Origin of the sequence: Streptomyces sp. NBC_00328, from assembly GCF_036139655.1 — a bacterium.
Classification (GTDB): domain Bacteria; phylum Actinomycetota; class Actinomycetes; order Streptomycetales; family Streptomycetaceae; genus Streptomyces.
Genome location: NZ_CP108013.1, coordinates 9,232,374 through 9,255,068, shown reverse-complemented (window position 1 = coordinate 9,255,068; position 22,695 = coordinate 9,232,374). Strand labels below are relative to the sequence as shown.

The window sequence follows — 22,695 nt, the reverse complement described above, 5'->3', positions numbered from 1 at the left end:
ATTAAGGCAGGAGCCGAAGGCCGGGACACGGTTGCCGTCACCGGTACGACCGACAGCGTGTGGGGGTGCCGGTGCCGAGGCTCGCCATGAGGCGGTACCGCACCACCGCGCCCCACGCGGCAGCGTCTCCCGCCGGGCCGCTGCGGACGCGGCCGGGCGGGCGGCTGTCAGGGCGCTGTTCCAAGGGGCATTCCGTCAGCAGTGTCGAAGCGTCCGCGTCGGCCGGGCGCGGCACGGTGTGGTCGGCCGGAGGGCGTCCGTCGCCGGCCAGCCAGCGCTCCAGCGCCGTGAAGGCCGAGCGGTGACAAGGTGTCATCGGGCGGAGCCGGTCCGGGAAGGCGTCGACGAGCGAGTCGGTGTGGGTCCCGTCCGCGATGCGGTAATACCGCAGCAACGCGCCCCGCCCTGCCTCGCGCACCATGCGGGCGTAGACGTCCCCGTCGCGGCTGATCGGCAGCAGCACGTCGAGAGTGCCCTGAAGGGTGATCAGCGGTTTGCGGATGCGCCCGGTCAGCGCGACGCGGTCGACGGCGCGGTGCACGGACCGCGGTCTCGCGCCGTAGTCGTAGTCGGCGTCGCAGCCGGGGGTTCCGGAGGCGCAGAACGGGGTTCCTGCCTCGGTCGCCCCGTCGTAACCGGGGTCCAGTTCCTCACGGTAGATGCGCTGGGTCAGATCCCAATAGGTCTTGTAGTGGTACGGCCACAGGAACTCCGACCCGGCCGGATAGCCGGCCGCGTGCAGGGCGTCCTGAGCCTCGTCGGCGCCGGGTCCGCCTGCCGCGTAGTCCGGGTACGCGCGCAGCGCGGGCGGCAGGAAGGTGAGCAGGCCGCCGTCGGAGTTCCAGAGCGTGCCCTCCCAGTCGACTCCCCCGTCGTAGAGCTCGGGGTGGTTCTCCAGTTGCCAGCGGACCAGGTAGCCGCCGTTGGACATGCCCGTGGCGATGGTGCGGGACGGGGACTTCCCGTAGCGCTCCTTGACGACGGCGCGGGCTGCCCGGGTGAGCTGGGTGAGCCGTGTGTTCCACTCGGCCACGGCGTCGCCTGGCCTGCGGCCGTCGCGGTAGAAGCCGAGACCGGTGTTGCCCTTGTCGGTGGCGGCGTAGGCGTAGCCGCGTGAGAGCACCCAGTCGGAGATCGCGCGGTCGTTGGCGTACTGCTCGCGGTTGCCCGGTGTTCCGGCGACGACGAGTCCGCCGTTCCAGCGATCGGGCAGCCGGATCACGAACTGCGCGTCGTGATTCCAGCCATGGTTGGTGTTGGCGGTGGACGTGTCGGGGAAGTAGCCGTCGATCTGGGTCCCGGGCACTCCGCTGGGCGTCGGCAGGTCCTTGGGCGTCAGGCCCGCGTAGTCGGCGGGGTCGGTGTGGCCTGAGGCCACGGTCCCGGCGGTGGTCAATTCGTCCAGGCAGAAAGCCTGTTGGTAGGCGGCGCCGGGTACCCGCGGCCGATCGTCCATGGAACAGGTCCCGGTGTGCGGGCCGTGGCCGCCGACGGCGGGTGACGGGCCGGCCGACGCGAGGACGCCCGAACCGGCGGTCGCGAGCACCAGCGCGCACAGCATGGCCCGCCATCGGCGCCGTCGCCCTCCGGGTGGGGTGACGTCTGTACTGGGGTGGAGCATCCGGGACCTCGAATCCGAGTGGGGTGGAGTGGACGCGCCGGAGGTTAGTAAGAGGGAACCCATAGGGACATGTGCCGGACCGCCATGATGGCGGTGGAGGGAGCAGCGTCGGCCACCATGGCGGCCCAAGTCCCCGTGTGTGGACGAAACCTGAGGTGCAGTCAGGGGCAGCCGCCGTCGGCGATGGTGTAGATGCCGACAGGTGACTCCTTCAGGGTGTGGGTGACGAAGGTGTTGTACAGCCCCATGTTCTGGTTCGAGCCCTTGGCGTAGGTGTAGCCGCCGCTGGTGACGGCACGGCCGGCCTGGACGTGGGTGTAGTTGCTGCTCATCCAGCAGGCGGCGGTGCCACTGCCGGTGGTCGTGGCGGTGACCGTTCCCGAACGGGGGCCCGCCGTACCGGCGTTGTCGCGCGCGGCGACCGCGTAGGTGTGTGTGGTGCCCGCCGTCAGTCCGGTGTCCGTGTACGACGTACCGCTCGCCGTCCCGACCGGGGCGCCGTCGCGGAACACGGTGTAGTCGGCGGCGCCGCTCACCGCCTCCCAGGTCAGGCTGACGCTGGTGCCGGTGACCGCGCTCGTGGCCAGTCCGGTGGGTGCGGGCAGGGAGCCCCCGCCGGATCCGGTGTCCTCGAGGCCGAAGAAGCGGGCGATCCAGTAGCTGGAGCAGATCGAGTCGAGGAAGTACGGGGCACCGGTGGCACCGCACTGCTGGGCACCGCTGCCCGGCTCGACCGGGGCGCCGTGCCCGATGCCGGGTACCGCGTCGACCTCGACGGCGACCGTGCCGTCCGCCGCCAGGTATTCGTCGTGCCGGGTGGAGTCGGGTCCGATGACGGAGCTGCGGGTGGGGGTCTGGGACAGCCCCTGGACCGCTGTCCATTGGTCGCGCAGCTCGGTGGCATTGAGCGGCACGACGGTGGTGTCCTGCTCGCCGTACCAGATCGCCGTACGGGGCCAGGGACCGTCGTACGACGGGTAGGCGTCGCGGACGCGCTGGGCCCAGGCGCTCGGGGCGAGGTCGACTCCGGGGTTCATGCAGGTGTACGGGCTGTTGTCGCGGGTGCAGTCGTAGGGCAGACCGGCGACGACCGCGCCGGCGGCGAAGACGTCGGGGTAGGCGGCCAGCATGACCGAGGTCATGGCGCCGCCCGCGGACAGGCCGGTGACGTACACGCGCCCGGGGTCGGCCCCGTAGGCGGAGACGGCGTGGCTCACCATCTGGCGGATGGAGAGGGCCTCGCCCTGGCCACGTCGGTTGTCCGTCGTCTGGAACCAGTTGAAGCATTTGTTGATGTTGTTCGAGGAGGTCGTCTCCGCGAGCACGAGGACGAAGCCGTCCCGGTCGGCGAGCCTGGGCAGTCCGGAGTTGTCGGCGTAGACCTGGGCACTCTGTGTGCACCCGTGCAGGGCGACGACCACGGGCGGGTTCGCGGGCAGGGACGCCGGACGGTACACGTACATGTTCAACTGGCCCGGATTCGAGCCGAAGCCGATGACCCGGGTGACCGGCACGGCGGCCTGGGCGGCGGGCGCCGGGCCGGTCAGGGCCGTCCCCAGGGCCAGGGCCACGATGGTGAGGAGGCGGCTCAGCAGGTGGACCGGCCGGTTCCGGTGCCTTCGGGACGGTGAGGGGCGTTGCATGGGCGGCTCCTTCTGGGGATGTCCGGCCCCCGCACGTCCGGAGCCGTCCCTGGCTCCCCGCATGCGGGGCGTTGCGGAACCCCAGAGTCGACCGCCTGTGACCGCCATGACATGGCGTCCGGCACCACAACCGTCCGTGCGTCAGTCGGCATCGCACGGATTGCGGGAGCGCCGCCCGGTCTGCTAGGCCGGGCGGTTGTCGGATGATCCTCCGGGCATGCTGGAGGACCCTCCCTTCATCCCGGATGCGCCTCCGGTCGCGTCGGATGTCGCCCACAGGTCCGGGCAGAGCACCGCGACGACGCGTTCGAAGCGCGCGGCCATCTCGTCGGCCGTCTGCTCGGGGTGATGCCGCCACCAGGCGACGGCGGCGCTCACGGTCCCGTACCAGAGATGGGTGACGAGGTCGGCGTCGAGGGAATCCACGGCCGGGGAGGTGCGCAGGAACTCGGACACGCCGACCGCGCCCATCCGGTTGAGTTCCCTCCGGTACACGGCCGCGGTGTCGTGCAGCGGGCCCTCGGCCGGAAGCGTCCCGTCGTAGACGAGTTCCCAGTCGTGCAAGCGCGATTCGAGCGCGCGGAAGACGGCTTCCAGGGTGCGAACGGCGCGCGAGAGATCGGACGGCCCCCGCTGGGCGGACCCGACGGCCTCGACGAGTCGGGTGCCGGCCTGCTCGAGGCAGATCAGATAGAGGCTGTCCTTCGATCCGAAGTACTCGTAGATCATGGGTTTGGTGATGCCGGCCCGCGCCGCCACGTGCGCGGTCGACCCGCGCGCGTAGCCCTTCGCGCCGAACTCCTCGGCGGCCGCCTCCAGGATCAGCCGCTCCCGGTCCTTACGTGGCATCCCCTTGGTTCCCACGCCCTGCGTCGCCCTCGGCTGCTTGCTCATGTCCTCACCCTATGCCAAAGTGACCGAGCGGTAAGTTACCCAACGTTCAATTCAAGGCGCCCGGGGAGACGATGAGCGGCAAGACGCGTTCGTGGTGGGGTTGGGGAAACGTCGAGGACGCGGTGACCGGCGCGGAGCGGGCGGAACTCACCCGGCGCACCGCCGAGTTACTTCCGGGCGCGGACCTGACCGTGCACTCGGCGCCTCCGGTGGAGTCGTTCGAGGTGGCCCCGAGCCGGGTCACGGCTCCGCCCGCGCTGGCCCAACTGATGTCGTACGACATCCGTGACCGGCTGGCGCACAGTCACGGCCAGGCGTTCCGCGACGTCGTCCGCGCGCTGCTCGGGAAACTGCCCCATGTGCCGGACCTCGTCGCGCGGCCCACGTCGGAGGCCGAGGTGGTACGGACGCTGGAGTGGTGCGACGGCGACGGTATCGCGGTCGTCCCGTTCGGCGGCGGCACCTCGGTCGTGGGAGGCGTCGAAGCCCGTACGGGTGCGGAGTACGCCGGAGTGGTGAGCCTGGATCTCGGCTCCATGGACCGGGTTCTGGAGGTCGACAGGACCAGTCGGGCCGCGCTCGTACAGGCCGGCGTCCTCGGCCCGCACCTGGAGGAGCAGCTCAGGCCCCATGGCCACACGCTCCGGTTCTTCCCCCAGTCCTTCGAGTTCTCCACGCTCGGCGGCTGGCTGGCGACCCGGGCCGGCGGTCACTTCGCGACCCGCCTCACCCACATCGACGACCTCACCGAGTCGCTGCGGGTGGTAACCCCCGCCGGTGTCGTGGAAAGCCGCCGCCTCCCGGGTTCCGGTGCCGGCCCCTCGCCCGACCGCATGTTCCTCGGTTCCGAGGGTGCGCTCGGTGTCATCACCCAGGCCTGGGTACGACTTCAGGACCGGCCGCGCTGGCGGACGGGAGCGTCGGTCGCCTTCGCGGACCACGAGGCGGGGGTCAGGGCTGTACGAGCGCTGGCGCAGTCCGGACTCGATCCGGCCAACTGCCGTCTGCTGGACCCGATGGAGGCGTTCATCAACGCGGGCAGTCCGACCGCGGTCCTCGTGCTCGGCTTCGAGTCCGCCGATCATCCCGTCACCGTCTGGATGGAACGCGCCCTGGAGCTCTGCCGCGACCACGGGGGCACGCTGTCGGAGCCGCCGCGATACACCGACACCGCGGACACCGCCGCGCGGACCTCGGCCGCCGACACCTGGCGCTCCTCCTTCCTGCGGATGCCCTACCAGCGGGACGCCCTCGCGGCTCAGGGCATGATCGTGGAGACGTTCGAGACGGCCTGCACCTGGGACCGGTTCGCCGGGCTCCGCGCGGCCGTCGACGCGGCGGCCCAGGACGCCATGCGCCAGGTCGGCGCCACGGGTGTCGTGACCTGCCGGTTCACCCACGTCTACCCCGACGGCCCCGCCCCGTACTTCGGGGTCTACGCCGCGGGCGCGTGGGGCAGGACCGTCGAGCAGTGGGACGAGATCAAGCAGGCGGTCTCCGAGGCTCTGATCGCGCACGGCGCCACCATCACCCATCATCATGCGGTGGGCCGGGACCACCGGCCGTGGTACGACCGGCAGCGCCCGAACCTCTTCGCCGCGGCCCTGCGGGCGGGCAAGGCCGTGCTGGACCCGTCCGGGATCCTCAATCCCGGAGTCGTGATCGACCCCCTTCGCTGATCGACTCCCTTCGCCGCGACCGCCGGCTACCAGCCGACGGCCACCAGCAGCCACTGCGGGCTGCCGTGCGAGACGAAGGAGGACTGGCCCGCCACGTCGTCGTAGGGGAGGCCGTAGGCGAGGTTGTTGATGGCGTTGTCGTGCCAGAACCTGGCGTAGTACTGGGCGGGATCGCCCTGTTGGGAGGCCGGCAGGATCGCCACATGACGGTTGAGCGCGGCGCACATGTCGGGATGGCCAGGGCTGCATCGATTCCTGTCAGCGAGTGCATGGCCGCCGGGGAAGCCCAGTCGATCCATGCCGACGCCAAAGGCCCTTCAGGACACGATCAAGTGCGGACCGGCCTGCGGGCCCCCAGTTCGGTTTGCCGCCAGGCAGGCCGCGGTCCCCGTTCTGGCCCATCAACATCAAGAACAGGCTCTTCATCGCGGCCAGTCCGCCCGCCCGTCGCACCGCTGCCTCGTCCGCCTGTACGCAGCTGTCGAAAAACCGTGAGGCGCCGCCCGCAGGAAGTACCAGCCAGGCGGCCACGAGGTCCCACGCCGGGTCGCCGGCGAAGAGTGCGCCGAAGTCGACGACACCCGCCAATGTCCCGTCCGCGACAACGACGGGGCCGGTGCGTCGGCGGGCGCCTCCACGTGCAGCGCCCGGAGGAAGCCCGACAGCGTCTCGGCTGCGTGGTCGCCGTGAGTGATCGAGCCGTGGTCCAGCGGCGTACCCCAGGCCCATGTCATGACGGTCCAGATCTTGGGGAAGCGCTCGGACGGTGCACCGTTCCGTAGTGGGACGGAATCGGCAGTGGCAGGCGCGCGGCCAGAATCGGAAGCCACCGGCGCTCCTTGAGCTGCAGATCGGGGCTCGTGTCCATCCGCTGCATCCTGATGGCCAACTCGTCACCGAAGCGCCACATTTGGTTGCCCCAGCCGCCCGCCACTTCACGGATTGGCAGTTCGGCCAGGTCCGGATGCTGTTCTCGAGGCAGGTCGCGGACCAGATCCTCGCTGATCTCAAACTCGGATTCGATCATGCCGAGTCACCGTACTTGAGGTAGGCGAAAGCCACCTTGCGCTTTGGGAGATCCAGCTCCCCGGCCGGATCTCCCAAGCTCTCTGAAGAGCCCACAGGCAAGCGCTGCTAGTCGTACTCGCCCGCCAACTGATGCGCTCGGCTCCGCCAACTGGAGCGTAAAGTCACAGCGCCATCTACAAAGATCTCAAACGCGGTCTCAGATAGTCGGGGTGTCGTCAACAACCGGCCTGTGAATCTCAACGACCGGCTTCCACCCCGCGGAGAACTCGATGAAGTCCGCACGGGTGGGGTAGGTGTCGATCGCGCGACGGTCACGCTTGGGGCTGTCGCCCGCCTTGCGCCCCCGGGGAATCTGCTCCTCGAAGATGTCGACCTTCACGTCGGGAACCTCCTTGAGGCCCTGGCGCCAGATCTGCACGATGTCGGCGCCGAACGCCTGCCGGGCCGCAGCGTAAAGGGCCGTGAGGGCCCCCTTGTCCCCACCAGGGACGAAAAGCGCCAGGTCCAGCACGACACCGGCGGACTGGAGGACCTCGATGGTCACCGAGCCGTTCTCGTCGGCCAAGTAGATTCCGGCTTCATTCTCGTCGTCGGGAAGGCAGGAGACCTCTTCCTGGAATACGGTTCTCGCCGTAATCGAGCCGCCTTCGAAATGCTCACCGGACTTGGTCAGAAAAGCAGGGACATAGCAGTCGGGAAGCTTGAGTTCTGCCGTGTCGGCGGAAATGAAGAGCCTGTCCTTCACGCCGAGCTTCGCCACTTCTCTCAGCGAGAGGCGGCGAGCGGCGATCTTCTCCGTGTTCACGATTTCCCTTTCAGGTTGCACTGTCCCTCCGAACAAGGACGCTACCACGAAACCCTGAGGTCAACTGCCCAGTAACCTTTGGGTAAATGACCTCCGATGACCTGCACGGGAGGATACCGAAGCGAGTGCCACTCGGTCGGGAACACGCACCCGCCAGGTAGTGGCCCTCGCCATGGCGCTGGGGATCAACTGGCGGTTGCATTTCGGTGCTTTGGGTAGCGCGGAGGAAGTAAAAGAGAGCTTACGGTAGATATCACCCATATCGCCTTCGGGGAGGTGGCGATGAGGTAAGGCGATCCATTCGTCGTGCATCTCGAAGAGCGCAGCGGAAACCAACCGGATGGTCCGACAACGCAACAACAGAGACCCCCACCGGCAACATCTGGATGGAGCGCGAACCGGAAGTCGCGTATTGACCGCATCCGGAAGTGTCCGGGAGCGATCTTCCGGATCTGCTGGAACGCCTCGCGCAGGTCCCGGACCCGCGGGATCCGCGGGGAGTACGGCACCCTCTCGTGACGCTCCTGGCACTGACGGCCTGCGCGGTCCTCGCCGGAGCGCGATCCCTGCTCGCGGTGAGTGAACGGGTGGCCGACGCGCCGTCGGCCCTGCTCGAACGGCTCGGCACGGCCGCCGACCCGCTGGTCCCGAAACGGTCCTGGCCCGCGGAATCCACGATCCGGCGACTGCTCGCCAGAATCGACGCGGACGCCCTGGACCGGGCGGTCGGAGCCTGACTCGCGGACCGGCAGACCAGGGGGCAAGGGCTGCGTGGGCTCGCGGTTGACGGGGAGTTGCTGCGGGGTGCGGCCCGCGCGAAGGGACGGAAGATCCACCTCCTGGCTGCCTGCGACCACGTGAACGCACTGGTCCTCGCCCAGATGGACGTCGGTGAGAAGGCCAACGAGATCACCCGCTTCCGGCCTCTGCTCGACACCTTCGAGGATCTGACCGGCACAGTCGTCACCAACGACGCGATGCACACTCAGCATGACCACGCCGTCTACCTGCTCGACCGGCAGGCCCACTACATCGTGATCGCCAAGCGCGACACGAAGAAGCTCCGTCTGCAGCTCAAGTCCCTTCCCTGGAAGCAGATCCCACTGCAGGAAAGGACCCGTCCGACCGGTCACGCTGGACCGTCGAGGCCCTGCACCACGTCAGGGACGTCACCTTCGCCGGGGACGCCTCCCAGCTGCGGACCGGAAACACCCCCAGAGCGATGGCCACCTGCAGAAACCTCACGATCGGAGCTCTCCGCCTGACCAGTGCCCGCAACATCGCCCGGCCTCCGACCGGCAGCCCGAGACCAAACCCGGCCCCTTGCCCTTCTCGACCTCACATGATCAAAAGGGGCCCCGCACGTGCGTATCGCGAGCGATGATGTTCACAGAGCGACTGAGCTGACCGGTCGATTCCTCAGGTCATCGGCTCTCCGCGACGGCTACACGCCCTGACCGCAAGGATGTCCGCCCACGTGTCGGGATGCCGAGGGTGTCCGCGAGGGCGAGGAGGTTGTCGTCCGACACCACCCGCAGGCCGAACTCCGCCAGCAGTTCGGCCATCTGCTGCGGTCGCCACAGCGAGCGCCACGGCTCGCCCGAGGTGATCGAACTGCCGAGCACGCGTGTCAGCAGTCGTCCTACGGCCGCCTTCGCCGACGGTGCCTGGTAGTTGACGACGAGTGCGCTGCCCGGGACCGTCCGGGCGGCGAGGGCGGCCGCTGTGGTACGCACCTCGTTCCGTGTGAGGTAGGGGACGACGCCCTCCCAGAGCCATGTCGTCGGCGCGGACGGATCGTGACCCGAGGCATCCAACGCCGCACCGAGATCATCGACGGCGAAATCGACCGGTGTGAACCGCACAGAACGGGCGGTGGCCGACAGCCCCGCGGCGAGACGCGCGCGCTTGTCCTTCTGGGAGGCCGGATGGTCGACCTCCCACACATCGGTCCGCGCGAGCTCGGGCAGACGCCACGCTCGCGTGTCCAGACCGGCGCCGAGAATCACCAGCTGGCCGGTCGCACGGGCGCGCAGTGCCTCGTCGATCGCTACGGTCCGCGGCACGACCACCTCGGCGCACGCCCGCACACTCTCGTACGCGGTGCGCTCCCGCCAGCCCCTCGGCGGAGTGTTCGAGCGCACTTCGTCCACGGGCGTACGTTCCGCGGCGCGCAGCAGCCGCACCGCCACCGGATCCGCGAACCGGCCTGGAGCGGCCAGTCCGTCCGAGGCCGCCCGCCCCTGACAGACCAGCACCGCCGTCCGGCTCGCCGCACGTCCACGCTCACTCATGGAGCCACATTCAACACCACCCCGGCGGTCTGCCCCGATCGGAGCAGACCGCCGGGTTCGTGACGGGCGGATCAGCGCAGTCCGGCGAAGAGATCGTTCTCGGGTACGGCCGCGCCGGTGGCGTCCTGGACACGTACGAAGGTCTCCATGCCCATCAACTCGCCGAACCTCTCCTTGCCCATCTTGAGGAAGAAGATGTTCTCTCCCTGGCTGGCGTGCGCGGCCAGCGCGTCGAACTTCTGACCGCTGAACGCGGTGGCGTCCACCCACGTGGTGATCTCGTCGTCGGGGAGGCCGATCTCGGCCAGCGCGGCGGCCTCGGCGGGATCCGGCTCCGGCATGTCCTCATGGAACTCGCGCATGATCTCGCCGAACCGCTGCATCATCGAGCGGGGCATCGTGGTCCAGTACACCTTCGGTGTCAGCTCGGTCATCTCCAGCGCCGCCATCGTGATGCGGTGGGCCTGGATGTGGTCGGGGTGGCCGTAGAAGCCGTTCTCGTCATAGGTGACGACCACATCGGGCTGGTAGTGCCGCATGAGTTCGGCGAGTCGGGCGGCGCCTTCCCGCACGGGGGTCCCCCAGAAGGCTCCGGGGGCGTCGTTGCTCGCCCAGCCCATCATCCCGGAGTCGGCATAGTCCAGCGTCTCCAGATCGCTGATCTTCAGGACGTCACAGCTCGCCTCGAGTTCTTCACGACGCATCGAGGCGACGGCCGCCGGATCGTGCCCGGGATCGCCCGGCTTGACACCCCCCGGTCCGTCACCGCAACGGCCGTCGGTACACGTCACGAGAACCGTGCGGATGCCTTCCGCCGCGTACCGCGCGAGGACCCCTCCGGTTCCGGTGGCCTCGTCGTCGGGGTGGGCGTGTACTGCCATGAGCGTCAAGGGCCGGTCAGTCATGAAACAGTCCTCCTGCAGAAAATACGTCTTGGTCCGAATGCGCGGCGGGCGTACCGCGATCCCGGGGCCCGGATCCTGGCGGGGCGGACGACCTCCTGGTCTCCGTGGTCCCCGCCCGCGCGGCGTCGGTCCCCTCGGTCGATGCAACCGTGCAGGCGGCACCGCCTGTTCCCGGCGCGGCCCACGAGATCCGCGACCCGTCCAAGCTACGGCCCGACGAGGTGGAACTCACCGAAGGTGAGATCGGGCGCGTTCGGTCTGCTTCCGGAGGTGGGCGGCGGCGTTGACGCAGAGCAGGGCCGGGACCACCGGCCGTGGTACGACCGGTGGTCCCGGCCTCTTCGCCACCGCCCCGCGGGGCGGGCAAGGCCGTGCCGGACCCGTCCGGGATCCTCGGCCCCGGCGTCGTGATCGAGCCCTTCGCCGACACGACGGCGCCGAGCCGGCACGGCCCGCCCCGTGGTGGCGGACCAACTACCAGCCGACGGCGACCAGCAGCCACTGCGGGCTGCCGTGCGAGACGAAGGAGGACTGGCCCGCCACGTCGTCGTAGGGGAAGCCGTAGGCGAGGTTGTTGATGGCGTTGTCGTGCCAGAACCTGGCGTAATAGTTCGCCGGAGCCGCCTTGTAGTACTGGGCGGGATCGCCCTGTTGCGAGGCCGGCAGGGTCGCCACATGGCGGTTGAGGGCGGCGCACATATTGGGGTTGCTCGCGAGGGCCGCCGCGCAGCCGAAGATGTCGGAGGTGGCCGCGTTCACGCCCACGGACTGGGCGTAGGAGGTGAAGTAGCTGGCGTTGGCGCCGCCCGCCCGGAAGCTCGGGTCGCTGCCGGGCGCGATGATCCGGTACGGGGACTGGGTCTGGGCCAGCACCTTGAACTGGTCGGGAACGGCGGCCGTGAACCGCTGGAAGGTCGTCGCGCGGTCCTCGGCGAAGGTCTGCCGGTTCTCACCGACCTCGACGTCGTACCCGTCCTTGGAGTGCAGGCGCATGGCCAGTTTGAGTCCGAAGGCGTCGACCCTGGTGGTGTTGCCGTTGAACACGTTGTTGCCGACGGTGAACTCGATGAAGTCGTAGTACGGACCGTTCGGCGAACCCAGGTAGAAGTACATGCGGCCCGCGGAGTTGGCCGGCATGTCGAGGTAGGGCTGCTCGGCGATGGAGTGGACCTGGCCGTTGAAGCTCCAGTACACCTGGCTGTCGGGGTACTTGCCGTTGGTGCGGTTGAGGACTTTCACCTCGACGGCGTTGTTCGCGGCGGGTATGTCGCCGGTGCTGCCCCAGAAGTCGTCCGGCGGGGTGGTGCTTCCGGGCCCGTACACCTGGAACTCCCACAGGGAGTAGCCGTACGGGGTGGCTCGCGCCGTTCCGAGGACGCGCACGTATCTGCCGCTGCCGGTGACGTTGATGTTCTGCACGCCACCGGTGCCGGTCGTCGTGGAGTACACGGTGGCCCAGGTGTTCGCGTCGGTGGAGGTCTGGATCTGGAATGCCTTGCCGTAGGCGGCCTCCCAGTTCAGGGTGACGCGGGTGATCTGCTGGACCGACCCGAGATCGACGCGCAGCCACTGGGGGTCGGAGAAGGCCGAGGACCACCGGGTGCCGGTGTTCCCGTCGACCGCGGCCCCGGCGGGGAAGGACCCGTTCTCGACCGACGAGGCCGCGGCGGGCCGTCCCTGGGACAGCAGTTGGTCGGCGGCGTGCGCGGAGGACGGGCTCAGGAAGGCGACGCAGGCGGCAAGCAGGACGACGACGAGACCGAGAGCCGTACGGGCCCGTGCGGTTCTGCTCGACGGCCGGTGGGGAAAGGCGCTGGCTAAGAACTGCATGCGGGATCTCCTCATGCCGGGTCGGCGTGTGTGGGGGCGGAGCAACAGCAGACGGAGAGCGCTCTCTCCGGGTTGTATCCCCGCATGTTCCGGACGTCAACAACTGAAGCCGAAATGAAGGGAGTTCGCGTGCCGGGCCCAGCAAACCGCCATCTGTCACCGCTTGAACCGCGTCCGGCGCACCAACGCGTTCGAACCCCGACGACGCGGCCGGCAGGCGTCGGGCCGCGCATTCAAGAGTTGGCCTCTTCGAAGGGACGCTACGCGGCCGGGACATGGGCGGACCGCTCGGCGCCGGGTTGCTCGCGCGGTACCCGACGGCGGTGCTCGCCGCCCGTGACGCCACCGGCGCGTCGGTACTGGCACGCACTCGGCCCGTGCCCGCGGACGGCGGCTTCGCCGTGGACGTGCCGGCCGACTGCGCGGCCATACCGAGCCCCGCCTCCCTGCTGGTGCACCGGCACGACGAGCGTCTCGACAACATGCACAACGCGCTCGTACGCGGCGAACTGCGCGCGGCGGACGGCCGGTTGCTGCTGGTCCCGGCGGGCGTGGTGGAGCCGATGGGCTCGGGCCGCACGAGCGGGGCGGTGTCCGTGCCGCGCACGACCCGACGGGCCACCCCCCGCTATCTGCACCACCGCGGGCTTGAGCGGCCTCAGGTGCGCCGGCAGGACTTCCGGGCCCTCGCCCCGCCAGGCACGCCGGGCGACGGGGGCTGACCGACGCGTCCGCGCGGTGAGCGCCGGTCCGCTCCGGTCTCGGGCAGCCCCCGGGAGGCAGCCTCCACGGCTGCCTCCCGAGAGCGGGGCGGGGAGGGGCGATGCCCGTCTCCCTCAAGTTCCTTCCGGAGCCGTCGCGGGCGACGGTGTCGTGCTGTCCGTGCCGCGGCAGGCCCGCGCAATGCCCCATCCCACCAGCGCCGCGGTCAGGAGCGTGAGAGCGAGGCCGGCCCAGGTGATCGCGTCGCGGAACTGCGTGGTCTGGTGCGTGCTCCAGTTCGACGTGGCGATGTCGCCGGTGAAGAGTGCCGCGAGGATGGTCCCGCCGACCGCGATGCCGATGCCGGTGGTCACTTCGCCCACGGTGTCCACCAGCGCCGATCCGATGGTGGTGCGGTTGGCCGGGAGGCCGCGCATCACGTTCGTCCCGGCGACGACACCCACGACGCGCATACCGGCGGCGACGAGCATGAGTGCGAGAGCGATCCACCCGTAGCCGAAGCGGCCCAGGAGCCCGTAGACGGCGAGCCCGCATACGACGGCTCCCGCGCTGAGCCAGGCGGCCTTGTCGAGGCCGACGCGCGTGACCAGCGGACCGATGACCGCACCGCCCGCGATGAGCACGACGACCTGCGGCAGCATGCCCAGGGCCGCCTGGGCGGGTGTCCAGCCCAGGTCGAGCTGGAGCTGCAGGGTCACGAGGTAGCCGAGTCCGGCGGTCGCGAGGCTCGCGGCGGCCTTGAAGGCCAGGCCGCTCGACACGAGGGGGCGGGCGACGAGTTCGAGGTCGAGCAGCGGATGGCGGGCGACACGCTGGCGGGCGACGAACAGCACGGCCGTCAGGACGGCCCCCGCCGTGGTCAGCCACGGGAGAAGCGACGCGGTACCCGCGTCGACGAACAGCGTGGGCGCGACGAGCGTCAGCACGATCGCGGCCGTGCCGAGCAGGGCACCCGTACCGTCGATCGGGTCCCTGTGCAGCTCGTCCGCCTTGTCGGCGGGGATACCGTGCCGGATGCCGATGAACGCGAGTGCGGCGATCGGCACGTTCACCAACAGCAGCATCTGCCACGGAGCGAACGCGAGCACGAAGCCGCCGACCGTGGGTCCGATCGCGAGTCCGACCAGGCCGACGGTCGAGATCAGCGTGGTCGCACGGACGCGGAGCGTGTCCTCGTCGAACAGGCGGAACGCCAGCGCGAGGGAACCCGGTGTCGTCATCGCGGCCGCGACGCCCATGGCCGCCCGGACGGCGATGAGTTGCTCCGCCGTCGTGACGAACGCGGTCGCCAGACTTGCCCCACCCAGCAGCACCAGCCCGACCAGCATGACCTTGCGGCGGCCGACCCGGTCGGCCAGCGCGCCGAGGGCCAGCATCAGTCCGCCGAACACGACGGCGTACACGCCCGTGACCCACTGCAGAACAGTCGTCGACGCCGACAGCTCACGGCCGATGGTCGGCAAGGCGACGTTGAGGATCGAGTTGTCGAGCATCTCGAACAGGAACACCGCCGACAGCCCGGCGAGGGCTGCTCCCGCTTCACGGAGGGAACGTGGCGAGGCAGGACGGGGGGAATCTGGCGACGGTTCGCGGAGGGATCGTGGTGAGCGAGAGGCTTCGGTGGGAGCACCGGCCTTCTCGACGGCTCCAGGACGACGGACATTCACTGCGCACTCCTTCGATGTGAAGAAGTGGCGGCCCGTCCGGTACCGCGTATGCGCGTGTGTCCCCCGCTCCGTCGACTCGCGTCGATGTCCTGCGGTGAACACACGTTTCTACTTCCAGTGCTTTGACAGTACACCCCCACCCGGACATCACGTCGCCGCTCGCTTCGGGCCGGGTTCGGGCCGACAGGCTCACCGGCGTCCTCTTGTCACCCCCCCCTGTTCTGGGGGATTCACTCGGCTTTCCGGCCAGGGCATCGTCCTGGGTGTGCTCCGGACCACGGTGCATCCGCCCGGCAGCGCATTGCCGGCAAACAATCAGGGGGAAATGATGATGAAGAGTGTCCTGCCGCGTCGCAGCGCCATCGTCGCGGTACTGAGCGCCGGTGCGCTGGCTCTGGGGGTCGGGAGCGCGTCCGCCGCGAACGCGTTGATCCCCGTCACTGGTGCCAGTGCGGGCGTCTTCAACACCCCGCACACCCGCGACGGCAAGGTGGGAGTGCCGGACCTGAGGTTCGGCGACGCCATCGTCGCCGACTGCTGGGACCGCGGTGACAACATCGGCAACCACGGGAATGTCTGGTACCACACGGTGTCCGAGCGGTACACCGCCACCACCGGCCAGGAATTCTTCGTCACGGGGTGGACCTACGGGGCGTACGTGGACGACAACGAGGCATTCCACGACAGGGCCGTTCCGGAGTGCTGACGGAATGAACCCGGTCGCCCGGTCCTTGACCACTCGGGACCGGGCGACCGCGCGGAAAAGCGGAAAGGACGGGAATAGAAAGTTCCAATTCCGATTTCTCGGCGGCTGCCGTATACGCGCCAAGGAGTGTCACCTCTCGGCCAACGTGCCGCGAATCCATGCCCGTCGAGCGGTGCAGATCCACACTCCTTCCATGAATCCGGACGTGGAACAGACAGCCCGCACGCTGGTGCCTGCGGCGACGGAGGCCACGACAATCCCTGAACTGGGTTCGGTGATCTCACGGCAGATCGCGGAACTCGTACCGCACGACGGATACATGCTGAGAGGAGTCGACCCGATCACGGGCGCGGCATGTTTCCTCACCAAGGAACATGGTTATGCGGCAGACTTCTACCGCGAACTGGAATCCGCGGAAATCCTCGGCCACGGGCAGCACACCTTGACCGCGCTGGTCGGACGTGGCCGTCCTGTCGCGGTCCTCGCGTCCGCCCCATCGGGCGGACGGCACCCCGTCCGGCACCAGGAGATCATGAACACGACCGACGTCGGCAGCGAGATGCGGGCCGCCCTGACCCTCAAAGGGCTGACCTGGGGTTTGCTGGTACTGCTGAGAGCAAGAGGCTGCAGACCCTTCTCGACGGCCGACGCGGTGAACGTCGGCCGACTCGCCGGCCCAATGGCGGAGGCGCTGAAGCGGTATGTCGCCGGTCGTTTTCTGCGTCCCGTTCGCAGCGCGCCCCCACCCGGAATTGTGGTGATCGACGGCAGCGACACGATAAGGGCGGTGACCCGAACCGGCCATGAATGGGTGAGCAAACTCGTGCAGGACGCCGAGACCGCTGACGAAAGCGAGATATTCGCGCACGTGTGGAACATAGCCCTCATGGCACGGCAGCCGGGCCGTCAAGCACTGAGCCGTATCCCCGGGCCCGACAGGTGGATCGTGCTGGAGGCCCAGCGGCTCGACGATTCGGATCTCGGCGGTGTCGCGGTGACCATCCAATCCGCCTCCTCCGACGTACTGCTGCCCGCCGCGGCCGTTCTGTACGGAATCACCTCGCGGGAACAGGAGGTGATCAGGCGTGCTCTCGACGGACTGGCCGTCAAGCAGATCGCGCGCAGCCTGAATCTTTCTCTGCACACCGTCAACGATCATTTCAAGGCGATCTATCGAAAGACGGGTGTCAATAGCCGCGAGGAACTCTTGTCGAGCCTCTCGCGATGATCCGGCCGTCCCGCGTCTCCCCCTCCGGTCAGGCGCGGGGCAGGAGGAGGCGGGACAGCCCGGCGGTGGCGATGAGGAGGGCGGCGACGGCGAGCAGGCCAATGCGCATGCCCGGCAGGGAGAAGTCCGCGCCGGAGCCGGAGAGCAGGCCGCCGAAGAGGGCGACCGCGAGCGCACCGCCGGTCTGGCGGAAGGAGTTGAGCAGCCCCGACGCCGTCCCCGCGCGTTCTCCCGGGACGGCGTCCATCAGCAGCGCGGTCAACGCGGGCACCACGAGCGCCCCGCCGATGCTCAGCGGCAGCAACAGGACCAGTACCAGCCATACGGGGGTGTGCGCGGCGAGCGGCAGCAAGGCCAGCATCGCTCCCGTGAAGATCAACTGACCGGCGACGATCACCAGCCGCCGTCCGACGCGCTCCGCCAGTCGCGGTGAGACGAGGTTGGTCGCCGTCACCACCGCGGACATCGGGACGAACATCAGCCCCGCCTCGATCGCCGACATTCCGCGCAACTGCTGGTAGTACAGGCCGAGAAGGAAGATCCCGCCGTAGAAGGCGGCGTTGACGGCGAAGCCGACCGCCAGCGGGACGGCCACCCTCCGGTCCGTCAGCATGCCCAGCGGGACCATGGGCCGACGGTGCCGGGCCTCCACCATGACGAAGGCGCACCCGGAGGCGACGGCGAGCGCGGCGGCCGCCGCCACGGGGCCGCTGGTCCAGCCCAGGTGGCCGCCTTCGATCACCGCGAAGGCCAGCCCGGCGAGGGCCAGTACGGCGGCGAGTTGTCCGCCGGCGTCCACCGCTGCGGGCCGGCGCGCGGAACGAGGCACCCGGACCAGCAGGCCGAGGATCACCGCGCCCACGGGGAGGTTGAGGAGGAAGACCGCTCGCCAGCCGGCCGAGTCGGTGAGCAGCCCGCCCAGGACCGGACCCGCGGCCATCGCCACCGAACCGCCGACGGTCCACAGCGCGATGGCGCGGGCGCGCGCCCTGGCGTCGTCGTACGCCTGGCGGATCAGTGCCAGCGAGGCCGGCATCACGATCGCGGCGGCGCCGCCCTGCGCCACGCGCGCGGCGACCAGCACGCCGATGCCGGGTGCCAGTGCGCAGCCGAGGGAGGCGAGGGTGAACAGGGCCACGCCCCAGGCGTAGGCGCGACGGGCGCCCGCACGGTCGGCGAGGGCGCCGGCGGAGATCATCAGGGCCGCGAACATCAGGGTGTACGCGTCCACCACCCATTGCAGTCCGGTCATCCCGCCGCTGAGGGAGGTACCGATGGCGGGCAGGGCGATGTTGACGGCCGAGACGTCGATGGTGATCACGGTGAAGCCGAGCAGCGCGGCGATCAGGGCGACGCCGCCCTGCGGCGGCGCGGTGGCCACGCCGACGGCCGGCATCGCTGGTCGGGACCCGTGCGGCCCCTCTCGCCGGAGCGTGGACGTCGACGACCGCTGACGGTGGCCACGGGCCGTCGCGGTGGCCACTGAAGGACCAGGGGTGCGCATGATGAACTCCTCGGCAGGCAAAAGGAATCGACGGTGGTCAGGGAGAGTCGGCGGGCGGCTCCGGACTGCCGGGGCCGCGGTCCTGTGCCTCGCACGCCCTGGGCCTCAACGGTCGGGCCGCCCGCTTCGGGATCAACTGTCTGCCTCCGCGCGGCGATCCGGCAGACCGGCCTGTTCCCGGGGTGCGGCGTTCCAGGGTCTGACAGGGCCCCCCACGTTCCCGGCCGGCCTGCCAGAATGGGCCGAATGGCAGCGACAGACGCGCGGGGAACCGAACTCGGCAGATATCTGAAGGCCCGCAGGGCACAGGTCCGGCCGGAGGACGTCGGCCTGCCGGCAGGCGCGGGGCTCCGTCGCACCCCCGGGCTGCGCCGGGAGGAGCTGGCCGCGCTGGCCGGAGTGAGCGTCGACTACTACATCCGCCTGGAGCGCGGCCGGGAGACCAATCCCTCCCCCGCCGTCGTGGACGGCCTCGGCCGTGCCCTGCGGCTGCGCGGCGACGGTTACGAACGCCTCCATGAGCTGGTGGAGTTGGCGTCCGGGCGGGTCGGCGAGCTGCCCGCTTCCGCCGACCACACGGTTCGTGATTCGGTGCTGCGGATGCTGGAGTCGGTGCGTCCGCTCCCCGCCTACGTGGTGAGCCGCTACAACCGTGTCCTGGCCGCGAATCCGCCCGGCCGGCGGCTGCTGCCCGGACTCTGGGACTGGCCCCAGGAGCAGCGCAATCTGACCCGCTACCTCTTTCTCCACCCGGTCGGCCGGACGCTGTACGAGCCGTGGGAGGAGACGGTCGCCCTCTCGGTGGCTCATCTGCGGGCGGTCGCCGGAGCGGACCCGGACGACCCCGAGCTGACCACCCTCGTCGGTGAACTGGTCTTGAAGTCACCGGAGTTCGCGCGGCTCTGGGAGCGGTACGACGTCTGCGAACGCGGGGGCGGGCAGAAGTCCTTCCGGCATCCGCGGGTCGGAGCGATGACGCTGACCTACGAGGTCATGCGTCTGGCCCGGACGGGCGGCCAGCGGATGGTGGTGTACCAGGCGGCGCCCGGCACCCTGGACGAGACCGCCATGCTCCGCCTCGACTTCACGGACGCGCGACCGCGGTCGGCGCGCTCGGACCATCCGGAGCCGGCCGGTGAACCGTGCCCCGCCGGCACGCTGGCCCCGGCCCACGCCTCGGCCGGCTGAATCTGCCTCAGCGCGACTTCGCCTCCAAGGGCACGTGGGCCGTGCGGGCCCGTTCCGGTCAGGGGCCGGTCAGGTGCCGGTGAAGGCGGTCTGGAGGAGGGCCGCGCAGGTGCGTCCTGGTCGAGATCGGGGTCGTAGATGGTGAGGTCAAGTCACCCAGCCGTCCATGTTGATCCGGACCGGCGCTGTCGACGAGGAGGTGTGGAGCACATGCGCAGGAGTGCCCAGCAGTTGAGCCCGCGTACTGACCTTTGCCACCTCCTCACTACGGAGACACCTTGTCGTTTCACATCACCCCACTGACCGACCCTGCTCGCGGGGCACACAGCCCTGCTGGGGCCTGTTGCGAATGTGTGTGCGGCGGCGGACGTGCCGTAGTACTCCTGGGGATACATAAAGACACGCTTGTTCTCACTGGGAGTCGTCGATGGCCGTTCGTCGTGTCGTGCCCAACATCCGGTCGGAGGCCGCGCAGGAGAGCCGGGAGTTCTATGGCCTGCTGGGCTTCGAGGAGGTCATGAACCACGGCTGGATCATGACGCTCGCCTCCCCGTCCAGCCCGGCAGCGCAGATCAGCGTCATGACCAGCGACAAGACCGCGCCGGTCACCCCCGACATGAGCGTCGAGGTGGACGACGTGGATGCGGCTTACGCGGTCATGCGGGAGAGCGGTGCGGAGATCGTTCACCCCTTGCAGGACGAGGAGTGGGGCGTGCGGCGGTTCTTCGTCCGCGACCCCAGCGGACGGGTGGTCAACGTGCTGGGCCACCGCTGACGCCCTCCCGCACCTGTGGTGAAGGTGCTGGTCACAGCCACTCGTTGACGGCAGCGACGAGGACGGTCGCTTCGTAGCGGACCGCGAGGTTGCCGTAGCGCGTGGCCACGGCCCTGTGGCGTTTGAGGCGATCAATCCCGCACTCGACCGCGTGGCGCTCGCGATGTCCGGCCTTGTCGAATCACATGGTCGTCCACCGGTCGGCCTCAGATCTCTTGAGCGGTCAAGCGCACCTCGTCGGGCACGGCCCACCACTGATCCGGCCGGTCCACCACAAGAGCTTTCGGGCCTGTCTCGATGAACCGGGCGAGGCGCAAAAGAAAGGCCGCGATGCCCGACGCGCCCTGCATCCACGCGGTGCCGGGCGGCAGCAGGGGCTCGTCGCTCCGGTACTCCACAAAGCGCCAGCGGGCACCCGACTCGTCCTGGACCGCCCGCTCCACAAGCGCGTCACCCATCTTGCGGGCCCCGCGCAGAAGCGTCTCCGCCCAGTCCGTGTCAGCGGAGTCCTGTGCGGCGTCCAGGAGCACGTCGCCGACCCCCGCCGTGCCGCAGCACCGGCCGTCGTTGTCCCAGAATCCAGGGCGCAGCCGCTCGGGAATGCCCGACGTGAGGAGCGAGGTCAGACAACGCCGACGCAGCTCGTCGACCTGGAATCCGGCCACCTCCGTGACGCCGGCGTGCGACAACGCCGAGAACAGATGAGAGGTTCCCGCCGGGCCGTGACACCAGGTGTAGGTGAGAGGCTCCACCTCTCGCTTCGACGGCGGGATGGTGTGCGGTACGACGAACCCGCCGTTGTCGAGCACACCCACCGACAGGACGTGCCGAGCGCCTGCGACCGCCGCCTCGACGAAGTCGCCGCGGTCGAGCGCCGCGCCCGCCACGGCCAGCGCGGCGGCCACCCCGGCGGTGCCGTGGGAGTAGTTGGGCGCCCGCCATTGCGTACTCGCCGCGATGCCCCAGTCCAGGCCCGCTTCCGTGCGGTCCGCCGCGCCCAGCAGTGCCTCACAGCCCGTTGTGGCGATCGCGTCCGCGAACTCTCCCCCGGCCCAGACCGCCGTCATGACCACGCCTGCGGTACCCATGATGATGTCGTTCAGCGGGGCGTCGGAGTCCGGTTCGAACTCGAGGGTCGTCCTCCAGCCGTCGGACGTCGTCAGATCGTCCAACCGCCGCAGGGCGACGGACTCCACGCCCGGTGCGAGCAGACGCAGTGCCGTGCCGTCACCGGCGAGCCCGTCGTACAACGACGGCTCGACACGCCCTTCGGCCTCTGCCGACAACCTGGTCACGATCCCGTCGGCCAGGGCCCGCTCCCGTTCGGTCAGCTCACGGTGTTGCGCGATCTCCACCAGTACCGGTGCCAGGCCCGCGATCCCCGAGTACAGCGAGTCGCGGTCCTTCGCCGGTGTCACGTCCTGGCCGTCACCGGGCACCGTCTCCGGGAGCCACGGGCCCTCGTCCTCGCGTACCTGGTCCAGCACCCACGACCATGCAGCCTCGCCCAGCTGCTTGTATGTTTTGCTCGTCGCCACCCAGCGACGATACATCCACCCGAAAAGGCCAGGCGATCGCGAGTGCGGGGACCGTGGCGTCCTGATCGCTTCAGAATGAAGCTCGTTGTCGGGCACGGCAGTTGGGTGTTGCGCCTGGTGATCTTGTGCCTGATGGTCTGTGGCAACGCGCAATGCCGTTCTCACCCCAGGCGGCAACGGGACCGCGGCCTGCGCTGACGCCAGGGCCAACGGCGATGCCGGTGACTTGACCGTGTCGGGGCGAACTGTCACGACTCACCACTGCTGGCGCCGACTCTCGACCTCTGAAAGACCTTGGCCCGTTGCCCGACGAGGTCACCGTGCACCTCGACGCCGGCTACGACTCCGCCAAGACCCGCGCCCGACTCGACGCCCGTGGCCTTCTCTGCCAGATCGCGCACAAGGGCGAGAAGGCACCCATCCAGGCCAGCCGACGCCGCCACGTCGAGCGAACCCCTGCCTGGGCAGAACACCTTCCACCGGCTTGCCCGCTGTTACGAGCGCCGTGGCAGTGTGAACGACGCTTTCTTTGACCTCGCCGATGTCATCATCACCATCCGCAGTCTGATCCGCCGGCTGCCCGGCGCGTCCCTCCCCGACGCCGCACTCGGCGACAACCTCATCCCGCACGCACTCGCTTACGGAACCTTCACGGCCAGGTCGGCC

The 22,695-nt window shown here is 69.5% G+C and carries 18 protein-coding genes and 3 pseudogenes; 9 read left to right on the top strand and 12 right to left on the bottom strand.

Annotated features, from left to right (window positions below; all coding sequences use genetic code 11):
• Positions 1 to 37 precede the first annotated feature (37 nt).
• From OG485_RS40680 to OG485_RS40670, 3 genes are all read right to left on the bottom strand, one after another.
• Positions 38 to 1,561, bottom strand: coding sequence for a tannase/feruloyl esterase family alpha/beta hydrolase (locus tag OG485_RS40680; protein ID WP_328673872.1), 1,524 nt, complete (start codon positions 1,559 to 1,561; stop codon positions 38 to 40).
• A gap of 221 nt (positions 1,562 to 1,782) precedes the next feature.
• On the bottom strand, positions 1,783 to 3,264 hold the full coding sequence (locus tag OG485_RS40675) for an extracellular catalytic domain type 1 short-chain-length polyhydroxyalkanoate depolymerase (RefSeq protein ID WP_328673870.1): 1,482 nt from the start codon (positions 3,262 to 3,264) through the stop codon (positions 1,783 to 1,785).
• A 183-nt stretch (positions 3,265 to 3,447) separates the two neighbouring features.
• The gene (locus tag OG485_RS40670) at positions 3,448 to 4,158 is read right to left on the bottom strand and encodes a TetR/AcrR family transcriptional regulator (RefSeq protein WP_328673868.1); all 711 of its coding nucleotides are present in this window, start codon (positions 4,156 to 4,158) and stop codon (positions 3,448 to 3,450) included.
• 71 nt (positions 4,159 to 4,229) lie between these two features.
• Between OG485_RS40670 and OG485_RS40665 the strand changes: the two genes are divergently transcribed.
• The gene (locus tag OG485_RS40665) at positions 4,230 to 5,837 is read left to right on the top strand and encodes an FAD-binding oxidoreductase (protein WP_328673866.1); all 1,608 of its coding nucleotides are present in this window, start codon (positions 4,230 to 4,232) and stop codon (positions 5,835 to 5,837) included.
• A gap of 26 nt (positions 5,838 to 5,863) precedes the next feature.
• Here OG485_RS40665 and OG485_RS40660 read toward each other — a convergent pair.
• The 3 genes and pseudogenes from OG485_RS40660 to OG485_RS40650 all read right to left on the bottom strand — a co-directional run.
• Positions 5,864 to 6,070 (bottom strand): annotated as a pseudogene (locus OG485_RS40660) (beta-1,3-glucanase family protein); the annotation flags it as partial.
• 25 nt (positions 6,071 to 6,095) lie between these two features.
• A pseudogene (locus OG485_RS40655) lies at positions 6,096 to 6,864 on the bottom strand (phosphotransferase).
• Between the two features lie 198 nt (positions 6,865 to 7,062).
• On the bottom strand, positions 7,063 to 7,671 hold the full coding sequence (locus OG485_RS40650) for a hypothetical protein (RefSeq protein WP_328673864.1): 609 nt from the start codon (positions 7,669 to 7,671) through the stop codon (positions 7,063 to 7,065).
• Positions 7,672 to 8,099: 428 nt separating this feature from the next.
• On the opposite strand from OG485_RS40650, the gene OG485_RS40645 reads away from it, so the two are divergent.
• On the top strand, positions 8,100 to 8,408 hold the full coding sequence (locus OG485_RS40645; protein ID WP_443048874.1) for a transposase family protein: 309 nt from the start codon (positions 8,100 to 8,102) through the stop codon (positions 8,406 to 8,408).
• A gap of 30 nt (positions 8,409 to 8,438) precedes the next feature.
• Positions 8,439 to 8,936 carry an ISAs1 family transposase gene (locus OG485_RS40640; RefSeq protein WP_443048978.1) on the top strand — a complete coding sequence of 166 codons (498 nt, stop codon included), beginning with the start codon at positions 8,439 to 8,441 and terminating at the stop codon, positions 8,934 to 8,936.
• 159 nt (positions 8,937 to 9,095) lie between these two features.
• On the opposite strand, the gene OG485_RS40635 is transcribed toward OG485_RS40640, so the two are convergent.
• The 3 genes from OG485_RS40635 to OG485_RS40625 form a co-directional block, all read right to left on the bottom strand.
• Positions 9,096 to 9,965 carry a class I SAM-dependent methyltransferase gene (locus OG485_RS40635; protein WP_328673858.1) on the bottom strand — a complete coding sequence of 290 codons (870 nt, stop codon included), beginning with the start codon at positions 9,963 to 9,965 and terminating at the stop codon, positions 9,096 to 9,098.
• A gap of 71 nt (positions 9,966 to 10,036) precedes the next feature.
• Positions 10,037 to 10,870 (bottom strand): PIG-L family deacetylase, encoded by an 834-nt coding sequence (locus OG485_RS40630; protein ID WP_328673856.1) that lies wholly within the window; start codon positions 10,868 to 10,870, stop codon positions 10,037 to 10,039.
• Between the two features lie 474 nt (positions 10,871 to 11,344).
• Positions 11,345 to 12,700, bottom strand: a complete 1,356-nt coding sequence (locus OG485_RS40625) for a beta-1,3-glucanase family protein (RefSeq protein WP_328673855.1) — start codon at positions 12,698 to 12,700, stop codon at positions 11,345 to 11,347.
• Between the two features lie 275 nt (positions 12,701 to 12,975).
• On the opposite strand from OG485_RS40625, the gene OG485_RS40620 reads away from it, so the two are divergent.
• On the top strand, positions 12,976 to 13,422 hold the full coding sequence (locus OG485_RS40620; protein WP_328673852.1) for a hypothetical protein: 447 nt from the start codon (positions 12,976 to 12,978) through the stop codon (positions 13,420 to 13,422).
• 114 nt (positions 13,423 to 13,536) lie between these two features.
• Here the strand turns inward: OG485_RS40620 and OG485_RS40615 are convergent, their stop codons facing one another.
• Positions 13,537 to 14,931: an MFS transporter gene (locus OG485_RS40615; RefSeq protein WP_328673850.1), complete on the bottom strand. Its 1,395-nt coding sequence runs from the start codon at positions 14,929 to 14,931 to the stop codon at positions 13,537 to 13,539.
• Between the two features lie 484 nt (positions 14,932 to 15,415).
• Between OG485_RS40615 and OG485_RS40610 the strand changes: the two genes are divergently transcribed.
• The gene (locus OG485_RS40610) at positions 15,416 to 15,796 is read left to right on the top strand and encodes a hypothetical protein (RefSeq protein WP_328673849.1); all 381 of its coding nucleotides are present in this window, start codon (positions 15,416 to 15,418) and stop codon (positions 15,794 to 15,796) included.
• A 193-nt stretch (positions 15,797 to 15,989) separates the two neighbouring features.
• On the top strand, positions 15,990 to 17,024 hold the full coding sequence (locus tag OG485_RS40605; protein ID WP_328673847.1) for a helix-turn-helix transcriptional regulator: 1,035 nt from the start codon (positions 15,990 to 15,992) through the stop codon (positions 17,022 to 17,024).
• Between the two features lie 28 nt (positions 17,025 to 17,052).
• On the opposite strand, the gene OG485_RS40600 is transcribed toward OG485_RS40605, so the two are convergent.
• Entirely contained in the window at positions 17,053 to 18,420 is a 1,368-nt protein-coding gene (locus tag OG485_RS40600) for an MFS transporter (RefSeq protein ID WP_328673845.1), read from the bottom strand.
• A gap of 354 nt (positions 18,421 to 18,774) precedes the next feature.
• Between OG485_RS40600 and OG485_RS40595 the strand changes: the two genes are divergently transcribed.
• Together OG485_RS40595 and OG485_RS40590 are read left to right on the top strand one after the other, a co-directional pair.
• Positions 18,775 to 19,716 (top strand): helix-turn-helix domain-containing protein, encoded by a 942-nt coding sequence (locus OG485_RS40595; RefSeq protein WP_328673843.1) that lies wholly within the window; start codon positions 18,775 to 18,777, stop codon positions 19,714 to 19,716.
• Positions 19,717 to 20,143: 427 nt separating this feature from the next.
• The gene (locus OG485_RS40590) at positions 20,144 to 20,491 is read left to right on the top strand and encodes a VOC family protein (protein ID WP_328673841.1); all 348 of its coding nucleotides are present in this window, start codon (positions 20,144 to 20,146) and stop codon (positions 20,489 to 20,491) included.
• Between the two features lie 206 nt (positions 20,492 to 20,697).
• Here OG485_RS40590 and OG485_RS40585 read toward each other — a convergent pair whose 3' ends face one another.
• Positions 20,698 to 22,029 (bottom strand): lanthionine synthetase LanC family protein, encoded by a 1,332-nt coding sequence (locus OG485_RS40585; RefSeq protein WP_328673838.1) that lies wholly within the window; start codon positions 22,027 to 22,029, stop codon positions 20,698 to 20,700.
• A 237-nt stretch (positions 22,030 to 22,266) separates the two neighbouring features.
• Here OG485_RS40585 and OG485_RS40580 point away from each other — a divergent pair.
• A pseudogene (locus tag OG485_RS40580) lies at positions 22,267 to 22,605 on the top strand (transposase); the annotation flags it as partial.
• Positions 22,606 to 22,695 lie beyond the last annotated feature (90 nt).